General features: G+C 67.6%; 14 protein-coding genes and 1 pseudogene. 9 read left to right on the plus strand and 6 right to left on the minus strand.

Going from position 1 to position 18,620, the window contains the following annotated elements:
* Positions 1–314 precede the first annotated feature (314 nt).
* The 4 genes from pdhA to AC5P8R_RS17650 are packed head-to-tail and all read left to right on the plus strand — an operon-like array spanning position 315 to position 4,197.
* Entirely contained in the window at positions 315–1,397 is a 1,083-nt protein-coding gene (gene pdhA / locus AC5P8R_RS17635; RefSeq protein ID WP_014648690.1) for a pyruvate dehydrogenase (acetyl-transferring) E1 component subunit alpha, read from the plus strand.
* Entirely contained in the window at positions 1,390–2,457 is a 1,068-nt protein-coding gene (locus AC5P8R_RS17640) for an alpha-ketoacid dehydrogenase subunit beta (RefSeq protein ID WP_005419896.1), read from the plus strand. The genes pdhA and AC5P8R_RS17640 overlap by 8 nt, the downstream gene beginning before the upstream one ends.
* A gap of 1 nt (position 2,458) precedes the next feature.
* On the plus strand, positions 2,459–2,812 hold the full coding sequence (locus tag AC5P8R_RS17645) for an SH3 domain-containing protein (RefSeq protein ID WP_012512332.1): 354 nt from the start codon (positions 2,459–2,461) through the stop codon (positions 2,810–2,812).
* On the plus strand, positions 2,809–4,197 hold the full coding sequence (locus AC5P8R_RS17650; protein ID WP_046432903.1) for a dihydrolipoamide acetyltransferase family protein: 1,389 nt from the start codon (positions 2,809–2,811) through the stop codon (positions 4,195–4,197). Before AC5P8R_RS17645 ends, AC5P8R_RS17650 begins: the two co-directional genes overlap by 4 nt.
* A gap of 123 nt (positions 4,198–4,320) precedes the next feature.
* Here AC5P8R_RS17650 and AC5P8R_RS17655 read toward each other — a convergent pair whose 3' ends face one another.
* From AC5P8R_RS17655 to AC5P8R_RS17665, 3 genes are all read right to left on the minus strand, one after another.
* Entirely contained in the window at positions 4,321–4,707 is a 387-nt protein-coding gene (locus AC5P8R_RS17655) for a VOC family protein (protein ID WP_495223676.1), read from the minus strand.
* A gap of 304 nt (positions 4,708–5,011) precedes the next feature.
* Entirely contained in the window at positions 5,012–5,719 is a 708-nt protein-coding gene (locus AC5P8R_RS17660; RefSeq protein WP_014648693.1) for a helix-turn-helix transcriptional regulator, read from the minus strand.
* Positions 5,719–6,354 carry a Rossmann-fold NAD(P)-binding domain-containing protein gene (locus AC5P8R_RS17665; RefSeq protein ID WP_173390340.1) on the minus strand — a complete coding sequence of 212 codons (636 nt, stop codon included), beginning with the start codon at positions 6,352–6,354 and terminating at the stop codon, positions 5,719–5,721. Before AC5P8R_RS17665 ends, AC5P8R_RS17660 begins: the two co-directional genes overlap by 1 nt.
* Positions 6,355–6,460: 106 nt before the next feature.
* Here AC5P8R_RS17665 and AC5P8R_RS17670 point away from each other — a divergent pair, with 106 nt between their 5' ends.
* Complete coding sequence (locus AC5P8R_RS17670; RefSeq protein ID WP_495223677.1) at positions 6,461–7,999, plus strand: GGDEF domain-containing protein; 1,539 nt, start codon at positions 6,461–6,463, stop codon at positions 7,997–7,999.
* A 320-nt stretch (positions 8,000–8,319) separates the two neighbouring features.
* On the opposite strand, the gene AC5P8R_RS17675 is transcribed toward AC5P8R_RS17670, so the two are convergent.
* A complete protein-coding gene (locus tag AC5P8R_RS17675) occupies positions 8,320–9,246 on the minus strand; it encodes a DUF808 domain-containing protein (RefSeq protein WP_014648696.1) in 927 nt (308 codons plus the stop codon).
* A 205-nt stretch (positions 9,247–9,451) separates the two neighbouring features.
* Here AC5P8R_RS17675 and AC5P8R_RS17680 point away from each other — a divergent pair.
* Positions 9,452–11,101: pseudogene (locus tag AC5P8R_RS17680) on the plus strand (ABC1 kinase family protein); the annotation flags it as partial.
* A 244-nt stretch (positions 11,102–11,345) separates the two neighbouring features.
* The gene (locus tag AC5P8R_RS17685; RefSeq protein ID WP_169411313.1) at positions 11,346–13,451 is read left to right on the plus strand and encodes a phosphoglycerol transferase I; all 2,106 of its coding nucleotides are present in this window, start codon (positions 11,346–11,348) and stop codon (positions 13,449–13,451) included.
* A 493-nt stretch (positions 13,452–13,944) separates the two neighbouring features.
* Here the strand turns inward: AC5P8R_RS17685 and AC5P8R_RS17690 are convergent, their stop codons facing one another.
* Both AC5P8R_RS17690 and AC5P8R_RS17695 read right to left on the minus strand, forming a co-directional pair.
* On the minus strand, positions 13,945–16,365 hold the full coding sequence (locus AC5P8R_RS17690; RefSeq protein WP_495223678.1) for a DUF3772 domain-containing protein: 2,421 nt from the start codon (positions 16,363–16,365) through the stop codon (positions 13,945–13,947).
* A gap of 95 nt (positions 16,366–16,460) precedes the next feature.
* Positions 16,461–16,709, minus strand: coding sequence for a hypothetical protein (locus tag AC5P8R_RS17695; RefSeq protein WP_014648700.1), 249 nt, complete (start codon positions 16,707–16,709; stop codon positions 16,461–16,463).
* Positions 16,710–16,891: 182 nt separating this feature from the next.
* Between AC5P8R_RS17695 and AC5P8R_RS17700 the strand changes: the two genes are divergently transcribed.
* Together AC5P8R_RS17700 and AC5P8R_RS17705 are read left to right on the plus strand one after the other, a co-directional pair.
* Entirely contained in the window at positions 16,892–17,386 is a 495-nt protein-coding gene (locus tag AC5P8R_RS17700; protein ID WP_032958822.1) for a lipocalin family protein, read from the plus strand.
* Positions 17,387–17,399: 13 nt separating this feature from the next.
* Positions 17,400–18,608 (plus strand): NAD(P)/FAD-dependent oxidoreductase, encoded by a 1,209-nt coding sequence (locus AC5P8R_RS17705; RefSeq protein WP_495223679.1) that lies wholly within the window; start codon positions 17,400–17,402, stop codon positions 18,606–18,608.
* Positions 18,609–18,620: the final 12 nt, after the last annotated feature.

The following is an 18,620-nucleotide window of genomic DNA, read 5'->3' on the forward strand; positions in this document are numbered from 1 at the left end:
GGCAAGGGTAGCGCGTTGCCGCCGCGCTGGCAGCCACCGGGTCCATACCGGGGCGTGCGGTGCCCCGTGGAGCATTGGCCGATGCGGGGCCTGCGCGTGGAACCGATCGGGTCGTTGCGCCAGCAGTCAGCCAGAGGCGTATTCTGATGCTTTGCAGCAACGACTGAATACGTTGTTGTTATTGGCCCCCCACCCGCCGGCAGGGGTAAAACAGGGCGTTGCCGTGTTGCGGCGCAGGAAGGCTATTCCGTACGCGTTCCTTAACATGGCGATTCATATCATTTGTAACTTCTCTGTCGAAGGTGCAGTACGCAATGACGGTTGCCGCTGAATTCAAGATCGAATACCTGCAGTACCTGGATACGGACGGCAAACTCGTCCGCGATGACCTGCCCGCGTCGCTGCGCGACCCCAAGGTCCTGGTACCGCTGTTCAAGCAGATGCTGTTCGTACGTACGTTCGACAGCAAATCCATCGCACTGCAGCGCACCGGCAAGCTGGGCACCTATGCCGCCTGCCTGGGCCACGAAGCCGCGCACGTGGGTATCGGCGCGGCGATGCAGAAGGACGACGTGTTCGCGCCTTCGTACCGCGAGTATGGCGCGATGTTCATGCGTGGCGTGCGCCCGCACGACGTGCTGATGTACTGGGGCGGCGACGAACGCGGCAACGATTACGGCGGCAACGCGGCCAAGGACTTCCCGTTCTGCGTGCCGATCTCCACCCAGTGCCTGCATGCCGCAGGCGCCGCGCTGAAGTTCAAGCTCAACAAGGAACCGCAGATCGCCGTGGCGGTGTGCGGCGACGGCGGCAGCTCCAAGACCGACTTCTACGCGGCACTGAATTCGGCCGGCGCCTACAAGCTCCCGCTGATCCTGTGCATCGTCAACAACGGCTGGGCCATCTCGGTCCCGCGTTCGGCCCAGACCGGTGCCGAAACGCTGGCGCAGAAGGGCCTGGCTGGCGGCCTGCACTGCCTGCAGGTGGACGGCAACGACCTGATCGCCGTGCTGGCTGCCATGGAGCAGGCGCGCGAACGTGCGCTGGCCGGCGACGGTGGCACCGTGCTGGAACTGATGACTTACCGCCTGTCCGACCACACCACCGCCGATGACGCGCGCCGCTACCGCGACGATGCTGAAGTGAAGGATGCCTGGCAGCGCGAGCCGATGCTGCGCCTGCGCAAGTACCTGATCAACGCCGGTGTGTGGAGCGAGGATGAGGAAAGCGCCTGGGTCGCCGAGTGCGGCAAGCGCGTGGACGAGGAAGTGAACCTGTACCTCAACACGCCGGTGCAGCCGGTCGAGGCGATGTTCGACTTCCTGTATGCCGATCCGCCGCCGGACCTGCTGGCCCAGCGTGCCCAGGCGATCGCCCTGGAGAAGCGCCATGGATGAGATCAAGAACGGCGCGCCCGGCGCGCACACCAACGCCGCCGACAGCGCCGCTGTCGCGCGCGGAGATGACAGCATGACCACCACCCCGATCACCCTCATCGAAGCCATCACCCAGGCGCTGGCCTGGGAGCTGGAACACGACCCGTCGGTGCTGGTGCTGGGCGAAGACGTGGGCGTCAACGGCGGCGTGTTCCGCGCCACCGCCGGGCTGCAGCAGCGCTTCGGCTCGGACCGCATCCTCGATACCCCGCTGGACGAAACCACCATCGCCGGCCTGACCATCGGCCTGGCCGCACAGGGCATGAAGCCGGTGGCCGAAGCCCAGTTCGACGGCTTCATGTACCCGATGGTCGACCATATCGTCTGCCACGCCGCACGCCTGCGTTACCGCACGCGTGGCCGCCTGCACTGCCCGATGGTGCTGCGCGTGCCGTGGGGCGGTGGCATCCGCGCGCCGGAACACCACAGCGAAGCCAACGAGGCGATCTTCACCAACGTGCCGGGCCTGCGCGTGGTGCTGCCGTCGTCGCCGCAGCGCGCCTACGGCCTGCTGCTGGCCGCGATCCGCGAGCCGGATCCGGTGATCTACATGGAGCCCAAGCGCATCTACCGCCAGTACAAGGAAGTGGTCGTCAACGACGGCGAAGCCTTGCCGCTGGACGTCTGCTTCGTGCTGCGCGACGGCACCGACGTGACCCTGGTGACCTGGGGCGCGCAGGTGAAGGAAGCGCTGGAAGCGGCGGACAAGCTGGCCGGCGAAGGCATCAGTGCCGAAGTCATCGACGTGGCCACGCTGCGTCCGCTGGACTTCGCCACCATCGCCGAATCGGTGGCCAAGACCGGCCGCTGCGTGATCGTGCAGGAGGCCCCGAAGACCGCGGGCTTCGGCGCCGAGATCGCCGCGCGCCTGGCCGAGGAATCGATCTACGACCTGCTGGCACCGGTCGAGCGCGTCACTGGCTACGACACCCACATTCCGCTGTTCCGCCTGGAAATGAAGTACCTGCCGAGCGTTGAGCGGATCGTGGCTGCGGCCAAGCGCGCGGTGGCGGCCGGCTGACATGCGGGCCCGCCTTCTGGGGGCTTACCGCAGCCAGTATCCCAACCCGCTCCGGTTCCGCACCGGCCAGATCGTCGAAGTAGGTGTCCGTGACGAGGAATGGCCGGCGTTTGCCTGGGTACGCACCAACGATGGGCGCGCTGGATGGGCGCCCATCGCCTGGTTGCAGCTGCTGGACGAGGGTCGCGCCGAAGCGCTGTGCGACTACGACGCCCGCGAGCTGGATGTGGAAAGCGGCGAGATGGTGAAGCTTCATCACGAACACGGCGGGTGGTGGTGGTCCGAGCGCGCCAATGGCGCGACGGGCTGGCTGCCGGCCCGCGAACTGGAACTGCTGGAAGAGAACTGCAAATGAGCCAGACCAAGAACTTCAACCTGCCCGACCTGGGCGAAGGCCTGCCGGACGCGACCATCGTCGAGTGGTTCGTCAAGGAAGGCGATGTGATCAAGCTGGACGAGCCGCTGGTGTCGATGGAGACCGCCAAGGCCGTGGTGGAAGTGCCCTCGCCGTTCTCCGGCAAGGTGCTGAAGCTGTCCGGCGGCGCCGGCGACATCATCCCGACCGGCTCGGTGCTGGCCAGCTTCGAACTGGACCCGAACCTGCCGCAGCGAGCCGATGGCCAGGACACCGGCCACAGCCATGGCCACGCTGCACCGGCGGCCGCACCGACCCCGCCGCCGCTGCCGGCTGCGGCCGCTCCGGTTGCCGCCGAGGAGGCCAAGCCCGCCGCGGCCGAGCGCGATGACGCCGGTACCGTGGTCGGCGCGATGCAGAGCTCCAATGCCGTGCATGCCGAACAGGCGCTGGCCGTCGGTGGCGTCAAGGCCGTGCCGGCCGTGCGTGCGATGGCGCGCAAGCTGGGCGTGGACCTGAGCCGCGTGGCCGCTACCGGCACCGATGGCGCGGTCACCATGGCCGACGTCAAGCAGGCTGCCGCCAACGGCAGCGCCAAGCTCGGCGCTGCTCCGGCACCGGTTGCCGCTGCTGCCTATGCCGCGCCGGCCCCGGCGCAGGTGTCTGCCCCGGTGCAGAGCGAAGCCCGCACCCCGCTGTCCGCCGCCGGCAAGCCGATGCGTACCCAGCCGCCGGGCGTGGTCGCCAAGGGCCAGCCGGAACCGCTGAAGGGCGTGCGCCGCAACATGGCACGCGTGATGGCCGATGCGCACAGCAAGGTCGTGCCGACCACGCTGAACGACGACGCCGACATCCACGCCTGGCTGCCGGGCAACGACGTCACCGCGCGCCTGGTGCGTTCGATCGTGGTCGCCGCGCAGAAGGTGCCGGCGATGAACGCCTGGTTCGACGGTGAAGCGCTGACCCGTACCCTGCACGCGCAGGTGGACATCGGCATCGCCGTGGACACCGACGACGGCCTGTTCGTGCCGGCCCTGCGCAACGCCGACATGCTCGACGCACGCGGCATCCGCGAAGGCGTCAACCGCCTGCGCGAGCAGGTGGAATCGCGTTCGATCGCGGCGTCGGAACTGAGTGGCTACACCATCTCGCTGTCCAACTTCGGCATGTTCGCCGGCCGCTACGCGACCCCGGTCGTGGTGCCGCCGTGCGTGGCCATCGTCGGTGCCGGCCGTGCCCGCCACCAGATGACCCCGGTGATGGGCGGCGTGGAAGCGCACAAGGTGATCCCGCTGTCGGTCACCTTCGACCACCGCGCAGCCACGGGTGGTGAAGCCGCCCGCTTCCTGCGCGCGATGATGGACGACCTGGCACTGGCCAGCTGATCGGCCACCTGACCGGTGGGTGCCAACCGTTGGTTGGCACATGACTTGGAGAAAACGCCGGGCATTGCCCGGCGTTTTTTTTCCGGCATCCACGCATGGCGTGGATCTACACAATGCGGGCGATCAATCGCGCGCGACCATGCCTTCGGCGCGGCTGTACACACGCAGCCGGTGGCCATCAGGGTCGGCACCGACGAAGGTGTGGCCGAACTCCAGCGTCACCGGCGACTGCAGGATCTGCACGCCGAGCCCACGCCACGCATCGTGCATCTGCTGCACGGCCTCGGGGTTTGCGACCACCATCGCCAGTTCGGCGGCGCCTGCCTGCGCAGACACCGGCGGTTGCACGTCATCGCGTTGCCACAGGCCGAGTGCGGCGCCATCGCCGAGCACGAACAGGGCGAAGCCAGGCGACTGCTCGACCGGCGGTTTGCCGAGGATGCCGCTGTAGAAGGTGGCGCTGGTGGCGACGTCGCGCACGTACTGCAGCAGGGTGCTGGGCGTGAACATGGGGAAGCTCCGTTGTTGGGAGCGATCATGGTGGTACGGCCCTGCTGACAGATTCTGTCAGTAGCGGCGAGCGTGCTCTACTGCTGTCGCTCCTGCTCTGGTAGAGGCCGAGCTTGCTCGACTGCCGTTGCCACTGCCCTGGTAGAGGTCGAGCTTGCTCGACTGCTGTTCGCGAAGATCAAAGGCGGTCGAGCAAGCTCGACCCCTACCAGGAGCAAAGATCGAAGAGCAAAGAGCAAAAGCCGCCAACCCATCGCACCAGCAGCAGAAAGCGAAGCGCAATGACAGTCGAGCAGACCCGACGCTACGAACGGTCCAGCCAGTCCGGCGCGATGCCCTGCGCCTTCTGCCAGCGCCGCAGCAGCGTGGCGCGTGGTACGAGGTAGTGCTCCTCCAGCACGCGCACCTGGCGGATGCGATCCAGGCGGAAATGGCGAAAATCCTCGCGGCGCTCACACCACGCCGCCAGCATCGGCACCTCATCGAAGTAGCCCAGCGCGAACGGCCAGACGATGCGCTCGCTGCGCTGGCCGTGCGCGTCCTCGTAGCCGAACTTCAGGCGCTGCTGTGAACCGACAGCCTCTCGCACGGCCTGCAGACGAGCAGGGGGAACCTTGGCCGCCGCACGCGAAGGGCCCACCCGCAGGCCACTGTCACGCAGGGCCTCGCGCCGCGCTGCGGGCAACACATGGGCGATACGCGCCAAGGCATCGCGTGCGGCTTCGGCCAACGCGGGTTCGGTACGGGCCGCAACCCAGCGCAGGCCCAGCACCAGTGCGTCGATCTCGGCCGGTGGCAGGGTCATCGGCGGCAGGGTATCGCTCGGCGTCAGCTGGTAGCCGACGCCGGCCTCGCCGCGCAGGTCGGCGCCCTGCTCGCGCAGGGTTTCGATATCGCGGTACAGCGTGCGCAGGCTGACTCCCAGCGCGTCGGCCAGCACCTGGCCGGCCACCGGCCGCCGATGGCGGCGCAGCAGCTGTTGGAGCTGGGTCAGGCGCAGCGCACGCGACATCAGCCGGCCAGTGCGCTCGATGCCACCACGTGCTCACCCGGTTGCGGGGCCAGCGCGGCCTCGACCAGCGCCTTGGCGATCTCGCTGGCCGGGTTGATCCGCCACGCCCGTGGCAGTGCCGGCCCCAGCACGCCCAGCACCTTCAGCGCGAGACGCTCACCGCGCCGCACCTCGTTGCGCTCGCCACCGATCAGCCCTGGGCGGACCAGGGTCAACGAGGTGAAGCCCAGCGCGCGCAGATCGCGCTCCAATTCACCCTTCACCCGGCTGTAGAAGATCGACGACCGCGGATCGGCACCGGCTGCGGAATTCAGCACATAGGTCTGCGCACCCTTCGCCTGCGCCAGACGGGCGAACGCCAGCGGGTAATCATGGTCGATGCGATGGAAGGCCTCGCGGCTGCCAGCCTGGGCAATGGTGCTGCCGAGCGCGCAGATGACCGCGTCCACGCCCGCCCACCCGGCGGCGGCGGGCAGCGCATCGAAGGCCAGTACCGGGTTCTCCAGCTTCCCGTGGGCTGCGCCCAACGGGCGACGGGTCGGGGCGATCACGGCGCTGCAGCGCGGGTCGTCCAGCAGCCGGGGCAGGGTCAGCCCACCGACCAGGCCGGTCGCCCCCAGCAACATCACGCGCATCACCACCTCCACTGCGGCATCCTGTCGCCCATCCTAGCCGTTCAAGCCGTCGGCGGCCGCGCCGATATGCTGGAACCAGTCCCTGCCAGCCCCCAGGATTCGCTCCATGACGGACCAGCCCGACCACCGCCCTGCCCCCGGTACCGCCCTTGGGCCGCCGGCACGCGTGCGCGCGGTGGTGGACGATGGGCTGGGCGACCGCGTGGTGCTGCAGGGCGGCGGTGGCGTGGTGCTGCAGCAGCTGTTCGCAGGCGCCGACGCGCCGGAACCGCTGCTGGCCGCGTTCGCCAACGGCATGGCCACCCTGCCCGGCGAGCTGGGCGATATGGGCGACCGCCTGCAGTCGGCGCAGGCCAGCGCCGATTGGCCGCGCTACGGGCGCGCGATGCGGCAGTTGATCGACAAGTACATCCGCACCATCGAACAGCATTCGCCGGATGGGCAACCCGAAAGCCTGCGCCTGTCCGAGCAGCTGCGGCTGCTGCTGGGCGGCGCGGTGGTGGCGCTGCTGCAGCACGACCCGGACCTGCGCGAACAGGCGCAGGCACTGGCCATGCACCTGCGCCAGTGGCAGCCAGGCGCGGCGCTGGAACCGATCGAGCAGGGCGTGCGCGAACTTGGCCACCAGGTCGGCGTGCGTGCCGAGAGCTGGCAGGAGCAGCAGGCACTGCTGCTGGAGCTGTTCGCGCTGCTGCTGGAGAACGTGAGCGAGCTGCTGGATGACCGCAGCTGGCTGCAGGGCCAGATCGCCGCGGTACGCCAGCTGCTGGACGGGCCGTTGGAAGCTGAGGCGGTCGAGCGCACCCGCGCCGAACTGCGCGAAGTGATCTACAAGCAGGGCCTGCTGCGCCAGGGCATCGACGATTCGAAGGCGGCGATGCGCGGGCTGATGGGCGAGTTCATCGAGCGAATGGATGGCATGGCCACCAGCACCGGCGAGTACCACGATCGCATCGGCAGCTACGCACTGCAGCTGCGCGAGGCGCGCAGCATCGCCGACCTCAACCAGCTGCTGCAGGACGTGATGCGCGACACCGGCAAGGTGCAGCAGCAGGCCGCGCAGGCGCGCGATCACCTGGCCAACGCACGGCAGGAAGTGGAGCGTGCCGAGCAGCGCATCGCCGAGCTGGAGCAGGAACTGCGCGCGGCCGGTGACCTGGCACGCATCGATCCACTGACCCAGGCGCTGAACCGCCGCGGCCTGGACGAACTGCTGCAACGCGAGCTGGCCCGTGCCGCACGCAACAACTCGCCGCTGGGCGTGGCGGTGATCGATCTGGATGATTTCCACCAGACCAACGATGCACATGGTCATGCCGGTGGCGATGCACTGCTGCAGCACCTGGTGGCCGTCTGCAAGCTGCTGCTGCGCGCCACCGATGGCATCGCGCGGCTGGGCGGCGACGAGTTCGTACTGGTGCTGCCGGAAACCCAGGGCGCCGACAGCATGGCCACGGTGCAGCGCCTTCAGCGTTCACTGGCGCATCGCGTGCTGACCGTGCAGGACCGGCGCGTACCGGTGCATTTCAGTGCCGGGCTGGCGCAATGGCAACCCGGCGACGACACCGAAACCCTGCTGCGGCGCGCGGACGACGCGCTGTATGCCGCCAAGCGGCAGGGCAAGAACCGCGTGCAGGCAGGCTGACCGTCCGGCCCGCAGCAAACTACGTTGGTAGGTGCCAACCTTGGTTGGCACACGCAGAAACAAAGCGCCGACCAAGGTCGGCCTCTACCCGGCGACCCGCCGGCGATGATCCCGACCACCCTGAACCGCTTTGGTAGGTGCCAACCTTGGTTGGCACACGCAGGAAACAAAGCGCCGACCAAGGTCGGCCTCTACCGGGGAACCCGCCGGCGACGATGCCGACCACCTTGAACCGCTTTGGTAGGTGCCAACCTTGGTTGGCACGCGTGGGAAACAAAGCGCCGACCAAGGTCGGCCTCTACCGGGGAACCTGCCGGCGACTACTTGCCGCGCAGCTTCTGGAACCCGGTCACCGCCGCCAGCACGATGGCGCCGGCGATGATGCCCACCACCATGTTGCCCGCCGCGCTGACCAGCCAGCCCCACTGGCCCTCGCCGCCCAGCGCCTGTACTGCGTGGTGCAGCGCCGGCACGTTGTGCACCAGGATGCCGCCGCCGACCAGGAACATGGCAATGGTGCCGGCCACCGAAAGGAACTTCATCAGCCACGGTGCCGACGCGACCAGGCCGCGACCGAAGGCGGCAACAGCCCCACCCTTGCGCGACAGGTACAGGCCCACGTCATCCAGCTTGACGATGCCCGCCACCAGCCCATAGACGAAGACCGTCATCGCCAGTGCAACCACGGCCAGCGTGACCAGCTGGTTGGTGAACGATGCGGTGGCGACCACGCCCAGGGTCAGTACGATGATCTCGGCCGAAAGGATGAAGTCGGTGCGGATCGCACCCTTCACCTTGTCCTTCTCCCACGCGACCATGTCCACCTGCGCGTCGGCCAGCGCCTTGCGGCGTTCGGTCTGGCGCTCGGCATCGTCGTCGGCCGAATGCAGGAAGCGGTGCGCCAGCTTCTCCACGCCCTCGAAGCACAGGAAGGCACCACCGATCATCATCAGCGGCACGATCAGGGGCACGTTCCAGCCGCGGCTGTGCAGCCAGGCTTCCAGCGCACTGATCGCCAGGGCCGCCGGCACCAGGATCACCTTGTTGACCAGCGAGCCCTTGGCCACCGCCCACACCACCGGCAGTTCGCGGTTGGCGTTGACCCCGGTGACCTGCTGCGCGTTCAGCGCCAGATCGTCACCGAGCACGCCGGCGGTCTTCTTCGCGGCGACCTTGGTCAGCACCGAGACATCGTCGAGCAGGGTGGCGATATCGTCGAGCAGGGCGAACAGGCTGGCACCGGCCATGGGGCGTCCAAGAAAGGGAATAGGCGGATTCTGACCGATCCGGTGTGGACTGCGGAAGACACCGGGTTCACCGCATGCCCACCGCCCCCCGGCGACACTGCGGAATCCGGACATTGCCGGCCCGCAGCCGGCGCTACCTGTCTTCGTCGCATGGGAGTCCCGCTTGAGCAATCCGTCCGCCGCCAATGGCAATCCCCCGCTGGTCAAAGGCATGAGCCGGCGCAGCCAGATCCTGCGCCTGCTGATGCGCTACCGCCATTCGGGCGTGTTCTCGGGCATGAACCTGGATGCGGCAAGCAACCAGGCCGACGTGCCCGCCGACGGCAATCCGGAACAGTTCGTCAGCGACCTGGAAGCGTTGGGGCCGACCTTCGTCAAGCTGGGCCAGATGCTGTCCACGCGGCCGGACATGGTGCCGGTGGAGTTCGCCACGGCGCTGGAGCGCATGCAGGAGAAGGTGGCGCCGATCCCGGTCGAGCGCATCCACGCGATCATCGAGCAGGAACTGGGCGTAGGGGTGAACAAGCTGTTTGCCTCGTTCGATCCCGAGCCGTTGGGCTGTGCTTCGATCGCGCAGGTACATCGCGCGGTGCTGCACGATGGCCGCCAGGTGGCGGTGAAGGTGCAGAAGCCTGAAGTGGCCGCGCAGCTGCGCTCGGACCTGGAGGCACTGCGCAGCTTCGCGCTGGCCGCCGATCACCTGACCCAGGTCGGACGCCGCGTGCGCCTGCGCGACTGGCTCAACGAGTTCGCCAAGACCCTGATGCAGGAGCTGGATTACCACGCCGAGGCCGAGAACCTGGCGCGCTTCGGACGGCACCTGCGGCCGTTCCGCCGGTTGTGGGTGCCGCAGCCGATCTGGGACTACAGCAGCCAGCGCGTGCTGACGATGGAGCTTGCCACCGGCGTGCGCGTGGATGCGATCTCCGGCGTACGCCGCACCGAGCAGGACATGGACCCGTTGGCGGCGGCGCTGATCCGCGGCTACCTGGACCAGATCTTCGTGCATGGCGAGATCCATGCAGACCCGCACCCGGGCAACCTGCGGGTGATGCCCGACGGCCGGCTGGCGATCTTCGACCTGGGCATGGTCGCGCACATGCCGCCGCGCCTGCGCGAGCGTCTGCTGAAGATCCTGTTCGCGGCGGTCGACGGCCGTGGCGAGGAAGTGGCCGATGACCTGATCAGTATCAGCACGCGGCTGGAGGCCTTCGATGAAGAGCGCTACCTGCGCGAAACCGGTCAGCTGATCGCGCGCTATGCGGCCAGTGGCAGCTTCTCCGAAGGCCGCGTGGTGCTGGACATGGTGCGCATCGCCACCGCCTGCGGCCTGCGCACGCCGCCGGAACTGAGCCTGCTCGGCAAGGCCCTGCTCAACCTGGAAACCGTGTGCCGGCTGCTGGCGCCAGAGCTGGACACGCGCCGCATCGTCGAGCGCCAGCTGCAGCACGTGATGCGTGCGCGCCTGAAGAAATCGCTGTCTGCAGCCAACATCGCCAGCGAGGCGATGGAGCTGCAGCAGCTGCTGCGTGATGGGCCGCGCAAGCTGTCGGACATCATGGCGCTGCTGGCCGAGAACCGCCTGCAGATGAAGGTCACCGGCCTGGAAGAATCGCGGCTGATGGAGAACCTGCAGAAGATCGCCAACCGCGTGGCGGCCGGCATCATCAGCGCCGCATTGATCATGGCCGCCGCGATGATGATGAGGATCGACACCGGCTGGCACCTGTTCGGTTACCCGCTCATCGCCCTGATCCTGTTGTTCATCGGCGTGGTGCTCGGCCTGGGCATCGTAACCAGTGCATTGCTGTTCGACCGTCGTGCGCGGGCACGCGAAGAACGCGGGCATCGCTAGCGCATCGACGAAAACGCCCGTATTCATGCAGTTTTTAATGCAATCCAGCTGCCCCTTTCACGCTCGTTTTACCTTCTGAGCGCGATTACGCGCGCGTCATTTCAACAAACATTTCAGTCAGGTTCGTGCATGCACTATCGGGTCATCGGCCTGTCACATGCATGTGCTTGCGGCAGCGCCGGTCGGATGGACACGCGTCGGTACGACGTCCATCACCACCACCCCGTCACTGCCGAAGCTGCCTATGCTCTGGATACTGCTGCTGTCGTTGTTGCTGTTGTGCTGGTTGTTCCTCGCGTCCGACAAGTGGGTGTGGTGGAAGGCCGGCGCGTTCTCGCTGCTGCTGCTCATGCTCAGCGCGTGGTGGCTGATCGACAAGCTGTCCGGTGATGGGCTCAATGCCGCCACCCTGTACCACCTCGGCGCCGACATGGAAGGTGCCGGTGTCTCCGACTTCAAGGGCTACATCGCCGGCTTCATCGTGTTGGCGCTGGTCTCGCTGCTGCCACTGTTCGCCACACGGGTGAAGCGCTGGCGCCGGCCCGGCCACGGTGGCGCGTTGTTCGCCGGTTTCGCGGCCGTGTGGGTGGCCACGATCATGATCAGCCCGCTGGCCCGCGACGGCCAGCGCCTGTACCAGCAGCTGCGCCCGGTCGACTTCGCCCGCATCGCCCCTGAGTACCAGGTGCCGACGCAGCCGCTGCAGCGCCCGCGCAACATCGTCTGGATCTACGGCGAAAGCCTGGAACGCACCTATCTGGACGAGGCCGTGTTTCCCGGCCTGATGCCCAACCTCAACCGCCTGGCGTCCGAGTCGCTGGACGTGCGTGGGCTGGCCTCGGCCGAAGGCAGCGGCTGGACCATCGCCGGCCTGGTGTCGTCGATGTGCGGCGTGCCGCTGACCACCTCGCAGGGCGATGAAAACAGCATGGACCGCATGGGCAGCTTCCTGCCCAAGGCGGTCTGCCTGGGCGACTACCTGAAGCAGCAGGGCTACACCAACCACTATCTTGGGGGTGCCAACGGCCAGTTCGCCGGCAAGGGCCAGTTCCTGGCCAGCCACGGCTTTGATGAAGTGCATGACCTCGCTTGGTTCAAGCAGCAGAAGAAGATCGGCCGCATCCACTACTCGGCCTGGGGCGTGCACGACGACGTGCTGCTGGATACCGCCTACCAGCGCTTCGAACAGCTCTCGCGCGCCGGTTCACCGTTCATGCTGACCACGTTGACCATGGACACCCACCACCCGGCGGGCCACCTGCCGGTATCGTGCAAGGGCGAGCGCTACCAGAGCCAGTACGGCAACATCAACATGCTCAACGCGCTCAAGTGCAGCGACCGGCTGATCTCGCAGCTGGTGCAGCGCATCCAGGCCAGCCCGTACGGCAAGGACACGCTGATCGTGATCGCCTCCGACCACCTGGCGATGCCCAACGATCTGACCCACATCCTGACCCGGCAGAAGCGCGAGAACCTGCTGCTGTTCCTGGGCGATGGCATTGCCCCGCAGCAGCTCAGCGCCGACGCCGGCACCACCCTGGATTCGGGTGCCACCCTGCTCAGCCTGCTGGACCCGAACCTGAAGACGATGGGCTTTGGCCGCTCGTTGATCGACAGCCAACGCGCACCCAGCGCCAGCGTGGCGGCCCGGCGCGATGGTGGCCGCGACTACCCGCAGTACCTGGCCTTCGCCCGCTCACTGTGGCTGGGCGAACCGACCCGCGAACTGAAGATCGATGGCGATGACCAGGTAGTAGTCGGCCTGCAGCACGTGCAGCCGCCGGTGCTGCTGGAGTACGACAAGGACTGGGGGCTGAAGTCGGTCTACCTGGAGAACACCTCGCGCCAGTTCGATGACGCGGATCCGGACAACACGCTGGCCTATGTTGATCGCTGCACCGCATTCGAGGACGGCTCGGCCGACGGCGACTGGTGTGCGCTGCTCGTCAACCGCGACAACGGCATCAAGCTGTACCGCGACAATGACCTGCGCGGCGGCATCGCGGTCGATGCACCGCTGGACGCATTCCAGGGCCCGCGCCCGAGCGTGCGCCAGGCGCACATGATCACCCAGAAGGGCCGCCGCACCCGTGCCGGCCAGTACATGCTGCAGCTGGTGGCGAGCACGCGCCCGGATCGCGGTTTCTGGATCGAGGCGGTGTCCTCGCAGCGCAAGGTGGTGCTGGCCCAGCAGTGGGTGCAGCCCGATGCCGACGGCAAGATCAACGTGTCGTTCGGGCTGGACCACGAAGTGGATGATCTGGAGATCCGCGCGTGGTTGAACCATGCCGAGAAGCTGGCGGTGGATACGTTCGCACTGGTGCCCTCGCGCGGCCGACCACGGGGATAGGGTTATTTGCAGGGCTGCGCCCTGCACCCGTGGTAGTGCCGGCCGCTGGCCGGCAACCTCAGAAGCAACGGCAACAGCGTGCAATCCGTGGTTTGGCGGGGCGGTGTCGACCTTGGTCGACACACTCTGTCAGATATCGAAAATCAAGATGGGGTCAGATCCGTTTTCCTCCGGAAAACGGATCTGACCCCAAGAGCATTTCCGACAGATCGCGGGAAACTGTCGAAGCCGGGGTGGGTCCGGTCGCAGGAGTGTCCGCGGCATGGATGCCGCGGCCAAGCCCCCATGGGTGAGGGCGCTTTGCTTGCGAAGCACTGCTTCGCAAGCGCCCGAACGCACAGCCGCCAGCGGCTGGGCCGGCCTGGGGGTTTACGGCGTCTCCCGCAACCGGACCCACCCCGCCATCCCGCAGGAAATCAGCTGTTGCTGTTGAAGTTGCCGGCCAGCGGCCGGCACTACCGCGGGTGCAGGGCGCAGCCCTGCAAAACAACCCCTACTCCTGCTGGTCGCGGATGATGTGGATGTCGGTCGGGGTCGACAGCGGGATGTTCCGCTCGGCCAGAATCTGCAGCAGGCTGAAGTACAGATCGCTGCGGGTTGCATACACCTGCCGCGGGCTGGCCACGTACGCGAAACTGTTGATGGTGATCTGGCCACCGGCAATGCTGTCGATGTAGACCGTCGGCGCCGGCTGCTTCAGCACGTTGGTGTGCGCGGTGTACGCATCCAGCAGCGCCTGCCGCAGGTTGCCGACATCGGTGCTGGGCGGCACCGCGAACTGGATCTGGATGCGGCCCTGGTTGTTGCCCATCGTCATGTTGCGCACGGTCTTGGTGACCAGCTCGGAGTTGGGCACGATCAGCGTCGACTTGTCGCCCACCTGGATCTCGGTCGATCGCAGGCTGATGCGGCGGATGTCGCCCTCCTGGTCACCCAGCTTCACCCAGTCGCCGATCTTCACCGGGCGCTCGGCCAGCAGGATCAGGCCGGAGACGAAGTTCTGGGTGATCACCTGCAGGCCGAAGCCAATACCCACCGACAGTGCGCTGACCAGCAGGGCCAGCTTGCTCAGCTGCAGCCCCATCGCCGACAGCGCCCAGATCACCGCGATGATGATGCCCACGTATCGGGCAACGGTACTCACTGAATTGCGCGCGCCCAGGTCCAGCTCGGTCTTGGGCAGGTAGGTGTCGGTCAGCCAGCGCTGCACCAGCTGGGTGATCGCCAGGCCGGCCAGCAGCGCCAGTACCGCCAACACGATCCCCGCCGGTGCCAGCTTGGTGCCACCGATATCGAATCCGGTCGTGAACAGTGAAGTGAAGCGCTCCACCACCGCGCCGATGTTGCCGAACGGTGCCACCAGCGCCAGCAGCGCGATCAGTACGACGATGGTACGCAGCGCTGCCGACAGCAGCACGCCCGCCTGTTCCAGCCGCGATACGCTCAGGCCGGTGCTGAGCAGGATGGTCTGGCCGACCTTGCTGTCGGCGTTGAGCATCCACGTGCTCAGGTCATCGACGAACTTGAACAGCAACGTCGCGGCCAACACCACGATGCTGCCGCCGATCAATTGCTGGTTCACGAACTTGGCGAAATTCAGGTAGCCCAGCAACGTGGCAATGATGGCGGCCACCACTGCGATGTTGCCCGCTACCCGGGCCAGTACCAGCCAGCTGCTGCGGCGCACCGGCGTGGCTGCACCCACGCCATCGGCCTGCGCTTCCAGCTTGGCCTCGGCCTCGGCGGTCTGCCGGCGATGCAGGCGCGCCAGGGTCACCAGCATGGCCATGATCAGGCCGAGGTAAGTCAGCGCAATCAGTCCGTCCAGCGCCACCGTGGTGACGTCGCTGGTGCGCGTGGCCTGGTCCAGGGCCACCAGCACCGTGCTCAGCCAGGCCAGCGCCGCCGCGCCCCAGGCGTACTTGCGCAGCTTCAGCGCGGCGGTGTCGTCCAGGTTCAACAGCCGCCACGACGGGCGCTTGGGCACCAGCAGGCAGGCGCTGAGTGCGGCGATGAAGGCCGCGCGGAACGTTGCGGTCTCCAGGCCGTCGGCCACCACCTGCAGGCGCGGCGCGATCGCATCGATGGCATCCAGCGCCGCCATCAGCACCACCACAGCGTAACCGGGCAGCAGCGTGCCCACCAGCAGCAGCCACATGGCCAGGCCGGACCGGCGCAGTCGACCATCAGGCGCACGTTCGGACGCAGCAAAACGGCGCCCCAGCCTGCGCAGCCACAGCCGCAGTGGGAACATCATCACCAGCGCGGCCAGCAGGCCCAGCAACGGCGTGCCCCAGCCATGGGCGCGGATACCGGCGACCAGCGCATCGCGGCCCTGCCCGGCCAATGGCGCAACCCGCGCGATATCGATCGGCAGACGCTCGGCCACCTTGCTCCACAGCGCGGGCGACAACGGCGAGGCGACCTTCTGGCCCAGTTCTTCCGTGCGTTGCGCGGCTCGCTGCTGCTCGATGTCCGCCGCCAGCTGCTGCGCACGCACGGCACTGGCCTTGGCCTGCACCACCGAAGCGGCCAGGCCGTCACGCTGTTTGGTGAGGGTGCGCCGTTGCGCCGCCAGCTCCGGCGGCTCAGCGGCCCCTTCTGCCGGCGTTCCCAGCTGCGCCAGCTGTTCGTTGAGTCGGTCCAGCTGCGGCTGCAGCGCCTTTTCCAGCGCCTCGGCATCGCGCCGTGCCTGCGAGGCATTCTCGGACAGCATCGCCAGCGTCTCGGTGGCTTCTGCATCGCCACGCTTGCGCTCCACATCCTTCAGGCTGGAATCGATATCCGCCAGCTGCTGCTTCGGCGTGGGGTCCTCATCCTGCGCCAGCACCGGCGCGGACAGCAGGAAGGCGGTGCACAGCAGCAGGACCCACCAGGGCCCCCGTGCACGGATCGATCGCAGGAAAGAAGACACGCAGCCACACCGGTTCGCGCGGACCACCGCGCCTGCGCGCGACTATACGGCAGAGCCGGTCAAGGCCGGATGGGCGGCCCCGCCAGCGTCGCGCATCAGTACTTCAGGCGAAGCTCTTCCACCGTCGGCTGCTGCAGCGCATACCAGTCCTGGAACTCTTCCTCGGTGATCTCATCGGGCGCGTACACCGCCACCGGGTGCCAGTCGTGGTCGGTCGGCAGCGGCTGGCGCGGGCCGGCGCGCAGGCTGTAACTCACACCTTCGTAGTCGACCAGTTCGTCGACCTGCGGCCACTGTTCGCGCGCGAACGCAGATTCACTCTTCAACAGGATCACCTGGTACATCGGCACCTCCACCTCGGTTGGATCAGGAAAACACGGCGCTGGCGGCAGGATACCCCCAGGCCGGTGACAACGGGCGCTCCGCCGGGGCGACGGAACGTTCTGGACACGGCCATCGCCCCGGCTTCACCCGCCCATGGCAAGGCCATCGGCATCGTGGAGGCCCACCCCTGCCACGACCGCCGATGACCGAGCACCCGCCGCTGAAAACCGTCGCCGACCTCAAGCTGCCGCGCTACCTGGGCACCTGGTACGAGATCGCACGCCTGCCGATGCGCCACGAGCCGGAAGGCTGCACCGACGTATCGGCGCACTACACCCTGCTCGACAACGGCAATGTCGGCGTCACCAACCGCTGCCGCATGGACGGCGAGATCGAAGAGGCCACCGGCGAGGCCTGCGCTGTCGACAACGACAGCGCGCGGCTGGAGGTCAGCTTCCTGCCCAAGGGCCTGCGCTGGCTGCCGTTCGCCAAGGGCGACTACTGGGTGATCCAGATCGCCCCGGACTACAGCGTGTCGCTGGTCGGCAGCCCGGATCGCAAGTACCTGTGGCTGCTGGCGCGCGAGCCGCGCCTGGACGCGACCGTGCAGGACCATTATCTGGCGGCGGCCCGCCTGCAGGGCTTCGATCTGTCCGAACTGATCCAGACGCCACATACCGGCAAACCCACAGCCTGAGCCCCACGCACGCATGGACCTGAAAAGCGGTTACCCGTGGTGGGCCGTACGCAACGGACTGATCCAGGCGTTCCCCCCGCTGGAGAAGGATCTGCGCTGCGATGTGCTGGTGGTCGGTGGCGGCATCACCGGCGCGCTGATTGCCGAAGAGCTGTCCCACCATGGCCATGACGTGGCCGTGATCGAGCAGCGCGATATCGGCTGGGGCAGCACGGCCGCGAGCACCGCGCTGCTGCAGTACGAGATCGACACCCATCTGCTCGAACTGGCCGAACGCTACGGGCAGGACGCCGCTGCACTGGCCTACCGGGCCTGCGCGGAGGCAATCCCGGCACTGGGCGAAGTGGCACGCGGGCTGAAGGACGTGGACTTCCGGCAGATGGACAGCCTGTACCTGGCCAGCCGCCATCGCGACGTGCCGCGCCTGATGGCTGAAGGTGCTGCGCGCCGTGGCATTGGGCTGGACGCCCGCTGGCTGGACCGCGAAGCGCTTCGCGAGCGTTTCGACGTGGATGCCGGCGGCGCCCTGCTGACCCGCCAGGCGGCGCGGGTCGATCCCTACTGTCTCACCTACGGCCTGCTCAAACGAGTGCGCCGCCGCGGCGGCCATGTGCACGACCGCACCGTGCTACACACGCTCAAGCCTGGCGCGCAGGGCGTAACCGCGATGACCGAGGCCGGCGCCTCGGTCCGTGCCCGCCACGTGGTCCTGGCGATGGGCTATGTCAACCAGACGTGGCTGGAACAGCGGGTTGCGCGCAACCGCAGCAGCTATGCCTTCATCACCGATCCCATCGAAGCGGACGTGCTCGGCAGGCTGCGCAACACGATGGTGTGGGAAAGCGCCCGCCCGTACCTGTACCTGCGCGCCACCGGCGACCGCCGCCTGCTGGTGGGTGGGCTGGACGACGCCATCGATATCCCCGCCCGGCGCGACCGGCGCGTTGATGGCAAGGCCGGCAAGCTGATGAAGCAGCTGCGGCACTGGTTCCCGCGACTGGATCCGATACCCGCCTTTTCCTGGGCCGGCACCTTCGCCGAAACCGCCGACGGCCTGCCCTTCTTCGGCCCGCACGCGCAGTGGGGGCCGCGGGTCCATTTCGCCATGGCCTACGGCGGCAACGGCATCACTTATTCGATGATCGGCGCCCAGCTGCTGCGGGCCCGGATCGAGCGCCGCAGGCATGCGCTGGAAAGGCTGTTCGGGTTCGAACGGTTGTAGCGTGCAGCCAGG

This window comes from Stenotrophomonas sp. YJH_SMC_73 (genome assembly GCF_059370155.1).